Here is a 16,643-nt window from a genome sequence, read left to right on the forward strand (position 1 = left end):
CCGGAAAGGAAATATACATGGAAACCCAGACTCTGGAAGGCGTTGCGACCGAAACCGAGAACGCGCCGGAAATGGTCAAGGTGCTTGTCGAGAAGCGCGACGGGCGTGTGGTCGATTTCGATCCGATCAACATCATCAGCGCGGTGAAATCGGCTTTCGCCGACCTCGACAAGAAAATCGGTCCTCAGGAGGAACGGCTGATTCGCGACATCGCCAATCAGGTCGAGGCCGAAATCAAGGACCGTTACAATGGTCCGGCGAAGATCGAGGACATCCAAAACCTCGTGGAGCATGGGCTGATCGAGGATCATCTGTACGACGTGGCCCGCACCTACACCAACTACCGTCTGAACAAGGACATCGAGCGCGCCAAGGCCACAGACATCAACGAGGCCGTGCGCCGCTTGGTGGACCGCGACGAGGCTCTGGTGCGTGAGAACGCCAACAAGGACTCCAACGTCTACTCCACCCAGCGTGACCTGCTGGCCGGCGCGGTGTCCAAGGCGTCCGCCTTCTCCATGCTGCCGGATGCGGTGTCCAACGCGCATATGAAGGGCGACATCCACTTCCACGACGCCGATTACTCGCCGTTCACCGCGCAGTCCAACTGCTCGCTGCCGAACTATTGGGACATGCTGGCCAATGGCTTCACCCTCGGCAACGCGCCGATGGGTTCGCCGAACAGCATCTCCATCGCCGCCACGCAGATCACCCAGATCATGAAGGACGTGGCCTCCAGCCAGTACGGCGGACAGACCGCCAACCGCGCCGACGAGCATTTCGCCGAATACGCCAAGAAGGACTACGACAAGTTCCTTGAGCAGGCCCACGAGATCATGCCCGACGATCTGCCGATCGAGATCGCCGAACGTCAGGTGCGCATGGCCAAGGCCGTCGAGCCGAAGCGCCTGCACTTCGAAAAGGATCGTCCGGCACTGCCGATGGACGAGCCGTTCGACAAGACGTCCGACCGTCTGCAGCAGCTGCGTGAGATCTGGGCGAAGATCCAGACCCGCAAGGCCATCTACGACGCCATGCAGACCATGGAATACCAGATCAACTCCAACCGTGTGTCCAACGGCCAGACCCCGTTCGTGACCGTCGGCTTCGGTCTCGGCACCGACTGGTTCGCGCGCGAAATCCAGCGCGCCATCTTCCTCAACCGCATCCGCGGCCTCGGTTCCGAGCATCACACCGCCATCTTCCCGAAGCTCGTCTTCACCATCAAGCACGGTGTGAACGCCGATCCGGGCGACCCGAACTACGACCTGAAGCAGTTGGCCCTCGAATGCGCCACCAAGCGCATGTACCCGGACGTCATCTTCTACGAGAACATCGTGAAGATCACCGGCTCCTTCAAAGCGCCGATGGGCTGCCGTTCCTTCCTGCAGGGCTGGATCGACCCGAAGACCGGCAAGGATGTCGAGGACGGCCGCATGAACCTCGGCGTGGTCACCGTGAACATTCCGCGCATCGCATTGGAATCCCACGGAGACAAGGACCGCTTCTGGAAGATCTTCGACGAGCGCATGACCGTCGCCCATCAGGCGTTGCAGTTCCGCATCATGCGTTGCAAGCAGGCCACTCCGGTCAACGCCCCGACCCTGTTCCGCTTCGGCGCATTCGGCCGTCTCGGCGCCAACGACAGCGTTGATCAGCTGTTCCGCAACGAACGCGCCACCGTGTCCCTTGGTTACATCGGCCTGTATGAGGCGACCAGCGTGTTCTATGGCAAGGACTGGATGCGCGACCACGACTGGGATCCGGAAGGCAAGGAATTCGCCCTGTCCATCGTCAAGCGCATGAACGAGCTGTGCAAGGATTGGAGCACCGCGGAAGGCTACCACTACTCCGTGTACTCCACGCCGGCCGAATCGCTCACCGACCGCTTCAACCGCATGGACCGCGAGAAGTTCGGCGAAGTGGACGGCGTCACCGACCACGACTTCTACACCAACTCCTTCCACTACCCGGTGTGGCTGCAGCCCACGCCGATGGAGAAGCTCGACTACGAGAAGGACTTCCCGTACTACGCGTCCGGCGGCTTCATCAACTACTGCGAATTCCCGTGCCTGCAGGCCAATCCGAAGGCGCTCGAAGCGGTGTGGGACTACGCCTACACCATCGGCATCGGCTATCTCGGCACGAACACGCCAATCGACCGTTGCTACGAATGCGGTTTCGAAGGTGACTTCGAACCGACCGAAGAAGGCTTCAAGTGCCCCGAATGCGGCAACTCCGACCCGGACCGCTGCAACGTGACCAAGCGCACCTGCGGCTACCTCGGCAATCCGGTGCAGCGCCCGATGGTGCACGGCCGACACGAGGAAATCGCGCACCGCGTCAAGCACATGAGCGGCGAAACCGGCCATGTCACCCTTGACGACGGTTCCGAACGCGAATGGTTCGAGGAAGCCAAGTAATCAATCGCAATAATCGCAAAACAACAGGCAATTCAGGAGCAACGTATGGTAAGCAGCGCCGATCCCGCTGTGTCTCGCCGTGATTTCGCGGCCGGCGAAACCGGCCGCGGGCCGTTCATTCCGACAAACCGCGCCAGCAACCCGCGTGCCGGACAATGGACGAACGCGATGAGCCACAACATGATCGCCGACTACAAGCGGTTCCTCATGACCGACGGCGAGGGAATCCGCTGCTCGCTGTACGTCTCCGGCTGCCCATTCCACTGCGAAGGCTGCTACAACTCGTCGATCTGGGATTTCCGCGCCGGCCACGAATACAACGACCGGCTCGAAGCTCAGATCATGGCCGATCTGAGCCTGCCGTACGTGCAGGGCATCACCTTCCTCGGGGGCGAGCCGCTGCTCAACACCGGCGTGCTGCTGCCGCTTTCACGCAAGATCCGGGAGCGGTTCGGCCGCACCAAGGACATTTGGTGCTGGACGGGCTACACGTGGGAGGAGCTCATGCGCGAAGGCGAAAGCCCCGACAAGCGTGAACTGCTCGAACAGATCGATATCCTCGTGGATGGCCGGTATATCAAGGATCTGCACGATTCGCTGCTGCAGTTTCGCGGCAGCTCCAACCAGCGCATCATCGATGTGCCCAAGTCGTTGGAAAGCGGGCAGGTGGTGCTGTGGTCGAAACTACACGATCAGACGCGGTTCATTCCCGAAATCTACGGCAAGGACCGCGCTGCGGGGGAGGGGGCGGCTTCCTGAATGGTTTTGAACGGTTCGTATACGAACGGTTGGAATTAGGCAAGCTGACTATATTCGTTGTCTAATTATGCGTCGTGTCGTGCACTTTATGCGATACCGTGCCGAATTAGGCAGGGGCACAGACTACCATTACATACTTGGATAACCGGGGCAGGGCGTTCGTGTTGGCACGGACGCAACCCGGCGGATGAGAACGATAGAGGTACAGTACATGGTCGAAGCAGCAGTTACCGCAGACAACACCTGCGATACGAAGCCGTTGCGCGTAGGTCTTGACATCGGTTCCACCACGGTGAAGGCCGTGGTGCTCGATCAGACCGATTCGCTCGACGCGGTGCTCTTCTCCGATTACCGTCGCCACCACGCCAACGTGCGTGCCACCGTGGCGGGCCTGCTGGAGGACATCCACAAAGAACTTGAGGCCCGTGGCCGCGGCGACGAGCCGATTCGTCTGGCCATCACCGGTTCCGGCGGCCTTGCCTTGGCCGATAATCTCCATGTGCCGTTCGTGCAGGAGGTCATCGCCGAGACCCGCGCCATCGACGAGGAATATCCGCAAGCCGACGTCATTATCGAACTTGGCGGTGAGGACGCCAAGATCACATATCTGAAGCCGACTCCGGAACAGCGCATGAACGGTTCCTGCGCAGGCGGCACCGGCGCGTTCATCGACCAGATGGCCACCCTGCTCGACACCGACGCGGCGGGCCTCAACGACATGGCCAAGCATTACGAGACGCTCTATCCGATCGCCTCCCGTTGCGGCGTGTTCGCCAAAACCGATCTTCAGCCGCTCATCAACGACGGCGCGGCCAAGCCCGATCTGGCCGCATCCATCTTCACGGCGGTCGCCACGCAGACCATCGCAGGTCTGGCGTCCGGCCGACCAATCCACGGCACCGTCATCTTCCTGGGCGGTCCGCTGTTCTTCATGTCCGAGCTGCGCGAGGCGTTCCACCGCGCGCTCGAAGGCAAAGTCGACGAATTCATCGTGCCGACCGACGCGCACCTGTACGTGGCGTTCGGCTCCGCGCTGCTCGCCGGCGAACCGGACCAACTCGAGGAAGGCCAGCATTTCGAAGCACGCACCTGCGCCGATATTCTGAAAAGCCTTGAAGATCTGAAGAATCTGCCGGCCAACACCCCCACCATGCCTCCGCTGTTCCCGACCGAAGCGGATCGCGAGGCGTTCAACAATCGCCATCATCGCGAGCACGTGCACATCGGCACTTTGGATGGCGCGCAAGGCCCGCACTTCCTCGGCATCGACGCGGGCTCGACCACCATCAAAGCGACGCTCGTCAACGACGACCGCGAAATCGTATGGTCGTCGTACGCCACCAACGAAGGCAGCCCGCTGACGGCCGCCGTCAACATCGTCAAGCAGATCCAAAGCCAGCTGCCGGAAGGCGCGTGGATCGCCCGATCCTGCGCCACCGGCTACGGCGAAGGCCTCATCACCACCGGCCTGCACCTGGACGAGGGCGTGGTGGAGACCATGGCGCACTATCGCGGCGCGGAAATGGTTTCACCTGGCGTCACCGCCGTCATCGACATCGGCGGCCAGGACATGAAGTATCTGGCGATTTCCGACGGCGTGATCGATTCGATCGCCGTCAACGAGGCATGCTCGTCCGGCTGCGGTTCATTCCTGCAGACGTTCGCGCAGTCCATGGGACTGACGATCGAGGAATTCACGCAGGCCGCGCTCAACTCCACGCATCCCGTCGATCTGGGCTCGCGCTGCACCGTGTTCATGAACTCCTCCGTCAAGCAGGCGCAGAAGGAAGGCGCCACGATGGAGGACATCGCGGCGGGCCTGTGCTATTCCGTGGTGCGCAACGCGCTGTACAAGGTGATCAAGCTGCGCGATTCCGGCGAGCTGGGCGACACCGTGGTGGTGCAGGGCGGCACGTTCCTCAACGACGCCGTGCTGCGCGCCTTCGAACTGCTCACCGAACGTGAGGTGACCCGACCGAACATCGCCGGCCTGATGGGCGCGTACGGCGCCGCGTTGACCGCACGCATGCACTATTCCGACGTGGCCGACGGTCTCGACGACGGCGATTCCGCCGCTACGGAAGGTGCGAAGACGGTCGATATCGCAGGCGTCACGCACACCGCATCCAGCATCGTGTCCGGCAGCGACCTCGACAACCTGTCCATGACGTCCGAACGTGACGTGTGCAAGCTGTGCCAGAACCACTGCAAGCTCACCATCACCACATTCCAGGACGGCTCCCGCTACGTGACCGGCAACCGTTGCGAACGCGGCGGCGATTCCAAGAAGCAGCGTTCCGACAGGCCCAACCTGTACGACTACAAATACAAGCGTTGCTTCGCCTACCGTCGTCTGACCGACAAGAAGGCCACCCGCGGCGAAATCGGCATTCCACGCGTGCTCAACATGTACGAGAACTACCCGTTCTGGTTCACGCTGCTCACCTCGCTCGGCTTCAAGGTGATGATCTCCGGCCGCAGCTCGCACGAACTGTTCGAAACCGGCATCGAATCGATCGCCTCCGAAAACATCTGCTACCCGGCCAAACTCGTGCACGGCCACATCAAGTGGCTGCTCAACAAGGGCATCAAGACGATCTTCTACCCGTGCGTGAGCTATGAGGAGAACTTCGTTCCCAACACCGACAACCACTACAACTGCCCGGTCGTGGCCAACTATCCGGTGGTCATCGGCGCGAACATGCCCGAACTGCGCGAGGAAGGCGTGCGCTACATGCGCCCGTACTTCAACATGGCCAACCATGAGCTCATGGTGGACCGCATCGTCGAGGAATTCGCCTGGGCCAACGTGACCCGCGAGGAAGCCGAAACCGCGGTCAAGGCCGCCTACGCCGAAAACGAAGTGTTCAAGCACGACGTGCAGATGGAAGGCCTCAAGGCCCTCGCCTACATGAAGGAACACGACTGCAAGGGCATCGTGCTCGCCGGCCGCCCATACCACGTCGACCCGGAAATCAACCACGGCATCCCGGAGACCATCTGCGCGCTCGGCATGGTGGTGCTTTCTGAAGACTCCATCTGCGAACTGCAGCCGGGGGAGAAGCTCAACCTGAGCGAATTCCTCGCCGAAGGCGAAGAGGATCCGCGCAAGAAGAACGCGAACGGCTTCCGCCACGTCGACGACCGCAAGGTCACCAAGATGCCATTGCGCGTCACCAACCAGTGGGCCTACCATGCGCGTCTGTACGCGGCGGCCAACTTCGTCGCATCCTATCCGGGACTCGAGCTCGTGCAGCTCAACTCCTTCGGCTGCGGCCTCGACGCCATCACCACCGACCAGGTGTCCGAGATCCTGGCGGACAAGGCCGACGTGTACACCATGCTCAAAATCGACGAGGTCTCCAACCTGGGTGCGGCGAAAATCCGTCTGCGCTCGCTTAAGGCGGCCGTCGAAGAGCGTGAACGCAACAAGAAGAACGACGGATTCCGCAAGACCGGCACCGAAGCGCCGACCCCCGGTCGCCAGGTCATGCTCGACACCGTCATGAAAGCCAATCCGAAACTCACCGAAGCCGTCACGGCCGCATCCAAGCGCGCGGCGGAAAACGGCAAGGGCGAATCGCAAGAAACCGCCAAAACGCAGACAAATGGCAAGGGCGCGTCCGCACACAACTCGGCGACCCTGTCCAAGTACGCGAACCGCATCCCGTTCGGCAAGAACATGAAGGACTACACCATCGTGGCTCCGCAGATGAGCCCGATCCACTTCTCTCTGGTGGAATCCGTCATCCGCTCCGGCGGCTACAAGTTCGACATTCTGGAGCACGCCAGCCGTGAGGACGTCGAAACCGGCCTGAAATACGTCAACAACGACGCCTGCTATCCGGCCATCATGGTCATCGGCCAGCTCGTGGACGCGATTCTGGAAGGCAAATACGATCCGGACCACACCGCGCTCGCCATCACGCAGACCGGCGGCATGTGCCGTGCCACCAACTACTTCGGCCTGATTCGCAAGGCGCTGGTGGACGCCGGTTATCCGCAGATTCCGGTGATCGCCATCTCCACGCAGGGCATCGAGGACAACCCGGGCTTCACCGCCACGCCGGCTTTGCTGCATCGTGCCATCAAGGCGCTTATCGTTGGCGATCTGCTGATGAAGTGCCTGTACCGCGTGCGTCCGTACGAAGTGACACCCGGCAGTGCGAACCAGCTGTACAAGACGTGGGACACCATCGTGCGCGAGACGCTCGAGAACCACGGTCGTTCCAAGACGGCACGCAAGTTCATAGGCAAGGAATACCTGCCGTATCCGACGCTCGTCAAGGAGATCGTCAAGTCGTTCGACGCGTTGCCGTTGAAGGACGAGCCGCGCAAGGTGCGCGTCGGCGTGGTCGGCGAGATCCTCGTCAAGTACCAGCCGGACGCCAACAACCATGTGGTCGACGTCATCGAATCGCAGGATTGCGAGGCCGTGGTGCCGGGCATCATGGAATTCATGACCACCCGACCGTACATTTCCGACTGGAACGAGCATTACCTCGGCATGGGCGGCAGCAAGATCGGCTATGCGCTGATGCGCAAGGGCCTCGACCTGTACAACGCTCCGGTACGCGAGGCGGTCGATCTGGCTCACGGCAAGTTCTCGCAGGATCTGCCGATGCCTGAACTGGTCAAGAAGGCCGACGAGGTCACGTCCGTGGGCGTGCAGGCCGGCGAAGGCTGGCTGCTGACCGCGGAAATCCTGGAACTCATCGAATCGGGATGCCCGAACGTGGTGTGCGCGCAGCCGTTCGCCTGCCTGCCGAACCACGTGACAGGCCGAGGCATGTTCGGCAAGATCCGCCGACTGCATCCGGAAGCCAACATCGTGTCCATCGATTACGATCCGGGCGCTTCGGAAGCCAACCAGCTCAACCGCATCAAGCTGATGATCTCCGCTGCCAAGAAGGCGCACCGCGCAGCCGAAGAGGCGCGCAACAGCGAGAAGGCCGCTTGAATCGCCATTCTTATTTCCGTCGAACCGACGTTGGGAAACTTTCCGACGTCGGTTCGACGGTATCTGAGCCGCCAAATCGACGGCTGATTCGGCGATCGTAAAATCGATGGTCGTCGAATCGGCATTCAAATCGCCAGCCAAATCGATGGGGAATGATGGTCGGTTATCGATTTTCCGTATAGCGTAGCCTGCGTTGCGAATGGCGCTTTTCGTTAGGATGGCCACTATGACAACGCCAAAGATCACGTACGCGCACCTGCTGACCGAGCCGAATCCGAAGCATGTGGAAAGCCTTATCAAATTCTTCGAATCCGGCTGCCAACAGCGCGGCACCGGCGGTTTTGGCGTGGAAATCGAACACCTGCCGGTACATAACAGCGACGATACCGCGGTGACCTACTACGAAAGCAACGGCATTGAAGCGTTGCTCAACCGCATCCGCCCGTATTACGACGAAAACAAGGAATACTGGGAAAACGGGCGACTGGTCGGACTCGCCCGTGACGGCATCTCCGTATCTTTGGAACCGGGCGGACAGTTGGAAACGTCCATCGGCATCCTGCACAAGCCGGAGGAGCTCGCCACATTGTACGGCGCGTTCCGCCGCGAAGTCGACCCCATCCTCGAAGAACTTGGTTTCCGACTCGTCAACTATGGTTACCAACCGAAATCCAGTTACGCGGACATTCCCGTCAATCCGAAGGACCGGTACAAGGCGATGACCGCCTACCTGGGACGTGTCGGACAGTTCGGTCCGTGCATGATGCGTTGCTCCGCTTCGACACAGGTCAGCATCGACTACGTTTCGGAACAGGACGCGATCGCCAAACTGCGGTTGGGCACGGTGATCGGCCCGATTCTGGCATGGTTCTTCCGCAACACCCCGTATTTCGAAGGCAGAGAGAACCCGTATCCGCTGCTGCGCCAACGCATGTGGGATTATCTCGATTTCCAACGCACGAACGTCATCCCCGGCCTGTTCGACCCGCGTTTCGGTTGGGAGGATTACGCGGTGGACGTGCTGTCCACGCCGATGATGTTCGCCGACCTGACGCACACGCCCGAAGCGCTGGCGGTGCCCGGAACCGATCTGCACCATCCGGCGTTCTACGAGAACGCGAACGACGTGTACCCGGACCGCGAGCTCAACGCGTACGAGATCAACCATGTGATCTCCACGCACTTCAACGACGTGCGTTTGAAGAACTTCATCGAATTCCGCCACTGGGATTCGCTGCCGGTGGCGCGCGCCGAGCGGCTTACTGAAATCATCGGCTCGCTGTTCTACGATCCGACGAATCTCGACCGACTGGAAAGCTACTTCGACGGCATCCGCGAGGAGGACGTGTTCGAGGCCAAGGCGAATCTGCAGGCGCGTGGACGACAAGCCTCCCCATACGGCAATTCGTTGGAATTCTGGCAGGAGTTCCTGGGACTCGAAGGCGTGCTCGCCGACGAACCGGGCGATCCGAAGCATCCGGACGTCTTCCAGGCGTGACCGGCCGAGGGCCCGTCCGATGGTACGCTGTTCCATATGGTTACCGAGGGGAAAAAGCGGGTTCGTAAATCGCCCGAAGAGCGCAAACGCGAAATCATCGCGGCGGCGGGCAGGCTGATCGGCGAGAAGGGGTACTACGGTACGTCGCTCAAGGACATCGCCGACGCCATCGGCATGAGCCAGCCCGGACTGCTGCACTACATCGGCAACAAGGAGCGGTTGTTGTCGCTGCTGGTCACCGATAGCTACGACCAGCAGGGCACACCCGCCGACTTCGCTAAGTCGGGATTGCCCGGCAGCGATTCTGACGGCATGCTGTTTCCCGCATATCTGCGGTTTCTGGTCCGCTACAATGCGCAACGCCGCAGTCTGCTGCAGCTGTACATGGTTTTGGAAACCGAATCGTTCAACGCGGACCATCCACTGCACGAGTATTTCGAAAACCGACCGGACTTGACGTGGGATCATTATTCGCGGTTCGCATGGAAGCTGCCGCCGCAGATCGGCGGATGGGATAATATGCGGCCGATCGTGCGGCAATGCATCGAGGCGATGGACGGTATCCAGCTGCGGTGGACTCGCAAGCCGCCGATCGACCTGTACGACGAATGGCTCGCCTTCGAACGGATGATCTTCCCCTCGCCGGTGTGGGACGGATACCGGTAGACCGTCCCGTGACGTGCGTATCTAATGGCTGTTAGTTAAGAAACGCCTGAAAATCTGCGGTACTTGACGATTTGTTTCGGAAGATATATAGTTCCTATATCTAATAACCGTTAGATATAAAAGTCAACGAGGACGATGGAGGATTCATGGGCCGTTACGAGGCAGACCACATTCTGTTCGGCGCCGCATATTACGACGAATATCTCATGATGAAGGGCATTGACCGCATCGATGAGGACATGGCGATGATGAAGGCTGCGGGACTGAACGTCATCCGCATCGCCGAATCCACATGGAGCACCTGCGAACCGCAGCCGGGCGTATTCGACTTCACCTACGTGGACCGCGCGCTCGACGCAGCCAACCGCGCCGGCATCGACGTCATCGTCGGCACGCCGACCTACGCGGTGCCCAGCTGGCTCGTCAAACTCGACCCGAGCGTGCTCGCGGTCACCCCGAGCGGCCAAGGCAAATACGGCGCACGCCAGATCATGGACATCGTCAACGCCACCTACCGCTTCTACGGCGAACGCGTGATCCGCAAGCTCATCTCCCACGTCGCCGACCATCCGGCCGTCATCGGCTACCAGGTGGACAACGAGACGAAATACTACGATTCCGTCTCCGAGGACATGCAGCGCCTGTTCGTCAAGTACCTGCGGGAGAAGTTCCACGGCGATCTGGACGAGCTCAACCACCACTTCGGCCTCGACTACTGGTCCAACCGCATCGACTCCTGGGAGGACTTCCCGGACGTGACCGCCACCATCAACGAGTCCCTGGGCGGCGAATTCGACAAGTTCCGCCGCGACCAGGTGCGCGCCTTCCTGCAGTGGCAGGCCGACATCGTGCGCGAATACGCGCATGACGACCAGTTCATCACCCACAACTTCGATTTCGAATGGCGCGGATACTCCTACGGCGTGCAGCCGGCCGTCGACCACTTCAAGGCCTCGACCGCCGTGGACATCACCGGCGTGGACATCTACCACCCCACCGAGGACGACCTGACCGGCAAGGAGATCGCCTTCGGCGGCGACATGACCCGCTCCACCAAGGACGGCAGGAACTACCTGGTGCTCGAAACGGAGGCCCAGGGCCAGCACGGCTGGGTGCCGTTCCCTGGCCAGCTGCGCCTGCAGGCCTACTCCCACCTCGCCTCCGGCGCCGACATGGTGGAATATTGGCACTGGCACTCCATCCACAATTCCTTTGAAACATATTGGAAGGGCCTGCTGAGCCACGACCTCGAACCGAATTCCACCTACCGCGAGGCGGGCGTGTTCGGCCGCGAGATCGCCAAACTGGAAGTGGGGGAGCGGCTCGTCCACCTGAAGAAGCACAACAAGGTGGCCATCATGGTCAGCAACGAATCGCTGACCGCGCTCGACTGGTTCCTCATCGAGGCCGGCTTCCCGTTCGGCGGCACCCTCAAGTACAACGACGTGGTGCGCAACATCTACGACGCGCTGTTCGAACTCAACGTGGAATGCGATTTCATCCCGTCCGACGCGCCGGCCGAACGCCTGGCCAAATACGAGATGATCGTGACCCCGGCACTGTACTGCACTCCGCAGGAAACAACCGACCGTCTGCGCGAATTCGTCTCCAGCGGCGGCCACCTTGTCTCCACCATGCGCTCCTTCGTAACCGACGACGAGGTGACCGTATGGCACGACCGCGCGCCGCACAACCTCACCGACGTGTTCGGCATGACCTACAACCAATTCACCCGCCCAAACGGCCACGTGTCCGTGGAATTCGCCGGAACGCTCGCCAAAACCCCGGCAAGCGACGCGCAGGCGCTCATCGAACTGGTCACCCCATTCGACGGCACCGACGTGCTCGCCAGCTACGGCCACTACGCGTGGAAGGATTACGCCGCGGTGACCCGACATGGCTTCGGCAAGGGCGACGCCGAATGGATCGCCACCCTGCTCGACGCCGACACCATCCGCGCCGTCCTGCGTGAAGCCGTGGAACACGCGGGCATCGCCGATGCCGGCACCGCGCTCGCCGGACAGGTGACGGTGCGCCGCGGAACGAACGCCCGCGGCGAGCAGGTGACGTATCTGCTCAACTACTCCGCCGACGAGGTCACCATCGACAGCCCGGTGTCGGGCGATGTGGTGGTCGCTCCGGTGGTGGTGGGCACCGACGGCACCGTCGATGAATCCGCCACCGCGGCGATCGCTCTGAAGGAGGGCTCGAAGGTCGAGGTGGGCGACAGGCTGACGATCGGCCGCTGGAATGTGGTCGTCATCGCCGGCTGAGCCGCAAAGCGGTGGTGGCGCGTCGGCCCGCTGGGTCAGGGGATGAGCAGGTCGATGATGGCCTTCCATTCCCCGATGAAGTCGACGTCATGCGATCCGTTGAGCCAGCGCAGCTGCAGACCCTCCATCGCGGACAGGACCTGCAGCGCGGTGCGCTCCGGATCGGCGACACCGTCGCGCTCGGCCGCGAACGCGTATTCCTTCAGCAGATTGATTTCGCGCTGTTCGAAATACTCGTGCACGGGATGGTCCTTGCTTAACGCCTCGCTTTCCAGCAAGGTGTAGAGACGGACCATCTCCGGACGGTCGGCGTTGGTCTCCACGGTTCCCGTGGAAATGGCCTTCAGCCCCAGATCGCAGTGGTACGCGATGCCGTCGTCAAGGACTTCGCCGGTCACGCCCTGCACGCCAAGATGCTCGGCGATGGCGATCTGATTGGTCCGATCGGCGTATTTGAGGGTTTCCTCAAGCAGTTGTTCTTTGGATTTGAAGTAGTAAAGGAGGCCGGCTTCGGTGATGTTCTGAGCCTGGGCCACATCGCGTATGGTGAAGCCCCAGAAACCGAACTGGGAGATGAATGAGACCGTGGTTTCGAGAATCGCCTTCCTGCGATCCTCGGCGCTCATTCGCTTTCTGGGTTTGTTTTCGGTGCGGCGACGCATATGCTCTCCTTCATCTGGTGCTTACTAAGGTACAAGAAGGGGGAGAAGAAGACGATGGGAACCCTTGGAACACGCCGGATTATCGCAGACAAACGATTTGTTATATGATTTAACTAAGCAGTTACTAGGTAATAAAAACCGGTGACTGTGAAGCTGAATGGAACAGTGTCCGACCGGTTTTGCAAACGCTTTGAGACGGCGATGACATGACGTCGACTTGTGCCTTTGCGAAAGATGGTTTACACTGAAAACACGTTAGTTACCACATGGTAGTTAACAGATGGGGCGAGGCCGTCCCGCCACCACATACACCGCTAAGGTGCGGAATCGCACACAACATAAGTTCACTACTGAAGCATGATTCGAAGGAGAGAGTTTCATGAGTGAAGCAATCGCCAGCAAGGCGGAGCGCCTTGCCGCTTACAACGCCAACATCGCCGCGGCGGAAAAGGATCCGTCACTGTCCCCGGAAACCGGCAAGCCGCTGTCCAAGATGAACGCCGCACGTTTCGGCGCAGGCTTCCTGGTATTCGGAGTGCTGTGGATGTCCGGTCTGGGCATCGTTTCCGCAGTGCTGCTGCCCATGCACTACAAGACCATCCCGGGCGTCAACGCCGATGCGTTGGTCGGCATCGTCAACGCGTTCACCGCGGTCGCATCCCTGGTCGCCAACCTGATGTTCGGCAACTTCTCCGATCGCTCCCGTTCCCGCTTCGGCCGCCGTACCCCGTGGATCCTCTTCGGAGCCGTGCTCGGTGGCGTCACCCTGTTCCTGACCGGCACCACGCATAACGCCGTGCTGCTGACCATCTTCTACTGCGCCTGCATGTTCGGTCTGAACTGCATGATCGCGCCGATGGTCGCCATCCTGTCCGACCGCGTGCCTTCCAAGATCCGTGGCACCATGTCCGCCTTCTACGGCGCCGGCTCCACCATCGGCGCTCCGATCGGCACCATGCTCGGCGCACTGTTCATCGAAAACCTGATTCCGGGCTTCGCCGTCGCCGGCGTGCTCATGTTCCTCGGTGGCGTGGTCGCCGTGATCATCATCCCGAAGGAGCAGTCCGCAGACTTCCTGCCGAAGGACGAAGGCTCCGCCAAGGACATCCTCTCCTCCTTCCGCCCGCCGAAGTTCTCCACCGCGCATGACTTCTACAAGGCGTTCGCCGGCCGCTTCTGCATGCTCATGGCCTACCAGATGATCAACGTCTACCAGCTGTACATCATCCAGAACTACATCGGCCAGTCCGTCAAGGAATCCGCCGTCACCGTGTCCGTCGTGTCCATGATCATGATGGTCATGTCCCTGGTTGGCTCCTTCATCTCCGGCCCGGTCTCCGATCTCATCGGCCGCCGCAAGGTCCCGGTCGTCGTCGCTTCCGTGCTCTTCGCCGTCGGCATCGCCATGCCGTGGATCTTCAAGTCCACCATGGGCATGTACCTGTTCGCCGGCATCGCAGGCCTCGGCTACGCCGTCTACTCCGCCGTCGACCAGGCGCTGCTGGTGGACGTGCTGCCGAACAAGGAAGAGGCCGGCAAGGATCTGGGCATCCTGAACATGGCCACCACCCTCGGCCAGATGTGCGGCCCGGTCGTCATGTCCGCCATCGTGGTCAACCTCGGCTACAACTTCGCGTTCCCGACGTCCATCGCATTGGCCATCATCGGCTGCTTCTTCATCATGGCCATCAAGAAGGTCAAGTAAGGCAGCTGCTGTAAACCGGGGGAGACGGTCGTGCCATAGGCCGTCTCCCCTCCGCGGGACCGAATCGCCCCGCCTCCCATCCATACCAACCATCAACGCATATCCGAATTATCAACGACGATACCAAGGAACATCATGACCACCTGGATTGCAACGACGCAAGACGACAAGCTTGCCGACCGAACCTCCGACATCGAATCCACCAACGCCACCACCGCGGCCGACCTGCAGCTCGACGGCAACGAATACCAGGCCCTGCGCGGCTTCGGCGGCTGCTTCAACGAACTCGGCTGGCTGCCGCTGCAGAACGTCAGCGAAGCCGAACGCGACCAGATCATCAAGGAGCTGTTCAGCCCCGACGAAATGAACTTCACCTTCAACCGCGCCCCCGTCGGAGCCAATGATTTCGCCGACCACTGGTACAGCTACGACGAGGTAGACGGCGACTACGAGATGGAGCATTTCTCCGTCGAACACGACGAACAGACCCTGATCCCGTACATCCACCGCGCGCAGGAATGGCAGCCGAACATGCAACTGTTCTCCAGCCCGTGGAGCCCGCCGACGTGGATGAAGCGCCCGAAGGCCTACAACTACGGCCGTCTCGTGCAGACCCCGGAGAACCTCAAGGCCTACGCCAAGTACTTCGTCAAGTACATTCAGGCCTACGCCGAGCATGGCATCACTGTGAACCAGCTGCACGTGCAGAACGAGGTGTTCGCCGACCAGAAGTTCCCGAGCGCCCTGTGGGATTCCGAAGCGCTCAAGGTGTTCATCCGCGACTACCTCGGACCGGCGTTCGACGAGGCCGGACTCAGCACCGACATCTGGCTGGGCACCCTCAACGGCCCGGAGGACATGGCCTGGACCGGCGGCGGCTATGGCATGACGCTCAACAACTACAACCGCTTCGTCGACAACATCCTCTTCGACGACGGCGCGCGCAAGTACATCAAGGGCATCGCCTACCAGTGGGCCGGCCAGAACTGCATCGCCCGCACGCACGAATCATGGCCGGAGATCGAACTGATCCAGTCGGAGTCCGAATGCGGCACCGGCGACAACAGCTGGGAGTACGCGGAGTACATCTTCCACCTGATCAACCACTACTTCCGCAACGGCGCCACCGCATACACCTACTGGAACATGATCCTCGACGACCAGGATTCCACATGGGGCTGGTGGCAGAACTCCCTGTTCACCATCACCGCCGACAAGCACGAAGTGCGCCGCAATCCGGAATACTACGTGATGCGCCACTTCTCGCACTACGTCAGGCCCGGCGCGAAGGTGCTCGGCACCACCGGCCACTTCAACTCGATGGCCATCGCCTTCCGCAACCCGGACGGCACGGTGGTGGTCGTGGCGCAGAACGCCCTCGACGAGGAGCGCCCGTTCGAATTCGCCGATCCCGATGCCGCCGAACGCGGCTTCAAGGTAACGCTTGCTCCGCGATCGTTCAACACCTTCGTGCTGGACTGAGCCGGAGTGATACGGCGTCGGCTCGCGCGTAATGCCGGTTTTTCCCTTTTTCCCGGCGATATGCCGATCGCCGGCGCCCTGCCCATGAGGTGCCCGCCGCGATGGATCCCCTCCATGCGCGGCGGGCACCTTTGTTTGTATTGGTGGTTTTTCTCATCTGAGCAGTCCTTCGCCGTGGGATGCCGACGAGATTGGGTTGCGTGTGGAACGGAAAT

9 protein-coding genes are annotated in these 16,643 nt (G+C 61.0%); 8 read left to right on the top strand and 1 reads right to left on the bottom strand.

Annotated elements, in window-relative coordinates:
• Positions 1–71 precede the first annotated feature (71 nt).
• From nrdD to Q5H33_RS04535, 6 genes are all read left to right on the top strand, one after another.
• Entirely contained in the window at positions 72–2,423 is a 2,352-nt protein-coding gene (gene nrdD, locus Q5H33_RS04510; RefSeq protein ID WP_227561800.1) for an anaerobic ribonucleoside-triphosphate reductase, read from the top strand.
• A gap of 45 nt (positions 2,424–2,468) precedes the next feature.
• Complete coding sequence (gene nrdG / locus Q5H33_RS04515; protein WP_003811120.1) at positions 2,469–3,182, top strand: anaerobic ribonucleoside-triphosphate reductase activating protein; 714 nt, start codon at positions 2,469–2,471, stop codon at positions 3,180–3,182.
• A 211-nt stretch (positions 3,183–3,393) separates the two neighbouring features.
• Positions 3,394–8,142, top strand: a complete 4,749-nt coding sequence (locus tag Q5H33_RS04520) for an acyl-CoA dehydratase activase-related protein (RefSeq protein WP_302423258.1) — start codon at positions 3,394–3,396, stop codon at positions 8,140–8,142.
• A 226-nt stretch (positions 8,143–8,368) separates the two neighbouring features.
• Entirely contained in the window at positions 8,369–9,640 is a 1,272-nt protein-coding gene (locus Q5H33_RS04525) for a glutamate-cysteine ligase family protein (RefSeq protein ID WP_034984692.1), read from the top strand.
• 36 nt (positions 9,641–9,676) lie between these two features.
• A complete protein-coding gene (locus Q5H33_RS04530; protein ID WP_003811117.1) occupies positions 9,677–10,306 on the top strand; it encodes a TetR/AcrR family transcriptional regulator in 630 nt (209 codons plus the stop codon).
• Between the two features lie 146 nt (positions 10,307–10,452).
• Positions 10,453–12,579 (top strand): beta-galactosidase, encoded by a 2,127-nt coding sequence (locus Q5H33_RS04535; protein ID WP_302423259.1) that lies wholly within the window; start codon positions 10,453–10,455, stop codon positions 12,577–12,579.
• A gap of 35 nt (positions 12,580–12,614) precedes the next feature.
• Here Q5H33_RS04535 and Q5H33_RS04540 read toward each other — a convergent pair whose 3' ends face one another.
• Complete coding sequence (locus Q5H33_RS04540; RefSeq protein ID WP_302423262.1) at positions 12,615–13,241, bottom strand: TetR/AcrR family transcriptional regulator; 627 nt, start codon at positions 13,239–13,241, stop codon at positions 12,615–12,617.
• A gap of 379 nt (positions 13,242–13,620) precedes the next feature.
• Between Q5H33_RS04540 and Q5H33_RS04545 the strand changes: the two genes are divergently transcribed.
• Together Q5H33_RS04545 and Q5H33_RS04550 are read left to right on the top strand one after the other, a co-directional pair.
• Positions 13,621–14,946 carry an MFS transporter gene (locus Q5H33_RS04545; RefSeq protein ID WP_003811111.1) on the top strand — a complete coding sequence of 442 codons (1,326 nt, stop codon included), beginning with the start codon at positions 13,621–13,623 and terminating at the stop codon, positions 14,944–14,946.
• A gap of 135 nt (positions 14,947–15,081) precedes the next feature.
• Positions 15,082–16,428, top strand: coding sequence for a glycoside hydrolase family 30 protein (locus Q5H33_RS04550; RefSeq protein WP_270291771.1), 1,347 nt, complete (start codon positions 15,082–15,084; stop codon positions 16,426–16,428).
• Positions 16,429–16,643 lie beyond the last annotated feature (215 nt).

Source organism: uncultured Bifidobacterium sp. (assembly GCF_959020145.1).
Classification (GTDB): Bacteria; Actinomycetota; Actinomycetes; order Actinomycetales; family Bifidobacteriaceae; genus Bifidobacterium.

Bases quoted from the DNA above. Each gene is read 5' to 3' on its own strand.
- nrdD (WP_227561800.1), top strand. From the start codon at position 72: ATGGTCAAGGTGCTTGTCGAGAAGCGCGACGGGCGTGTGGTCGATTTC.
- nrdG (WP_003811120.1), top strand. From the start codon at position 2,469: ATGGTAAGCAGCGCCGATCCCGCTGTGTCTCGCCGTGATTTCGCGGCC.
- Q5H33_RS04520 (WP_302423258.1), top strand. From the start codon at position 3,394: ATGGTCGAAGCAGCAGTTACCGCAGACAACACCTGCGATACGAAGCCG.
- Q5H33_RS04525 (WP_034984692.1), top strand. From the start codon at position 8,369: ATGACAACGCCAAAGATCACGTACGCGCACCTGCTGACCGAGCCGAAT.
- Q5H33_RS04530 (WP_003811117.1), top strand. From the start codon at position 9,677: ATGGTTACCGAGGGGAAAAAGCGGGTTCGTAAATCGCCCGAAGAGCGC.
- Q5H33_RS04535 (WP_302423259.1), top strand. From the start codon at position 10,453: ATGGGCCGTTACGAGGCAGACCACATTCTGTTCGGCGCCGCATATTAC.
- Q5H33_RS04540 (WP_302423262.1), bottom strand. From the start codon at position 13,241: ATGCGTCGCCGCACCGAAAACAAACCCAGAAAGCGAATGAGCGCCGAG.
- Q5H33_RS04545 (WP_003811111.1), top strand. From the start codon at position 13,621: ATGAGTGAAGCAATCGCCAGCAAGGCGGAGCGCCTTGCCGCTTACAAC.
- Q5H33_RS04550 (WP_270291771.1), top strand. From the start codon at position 15,082: ATGACCACCTGGATTGCAACGACGCAAGACGACAAGCTTGCCGACCGA.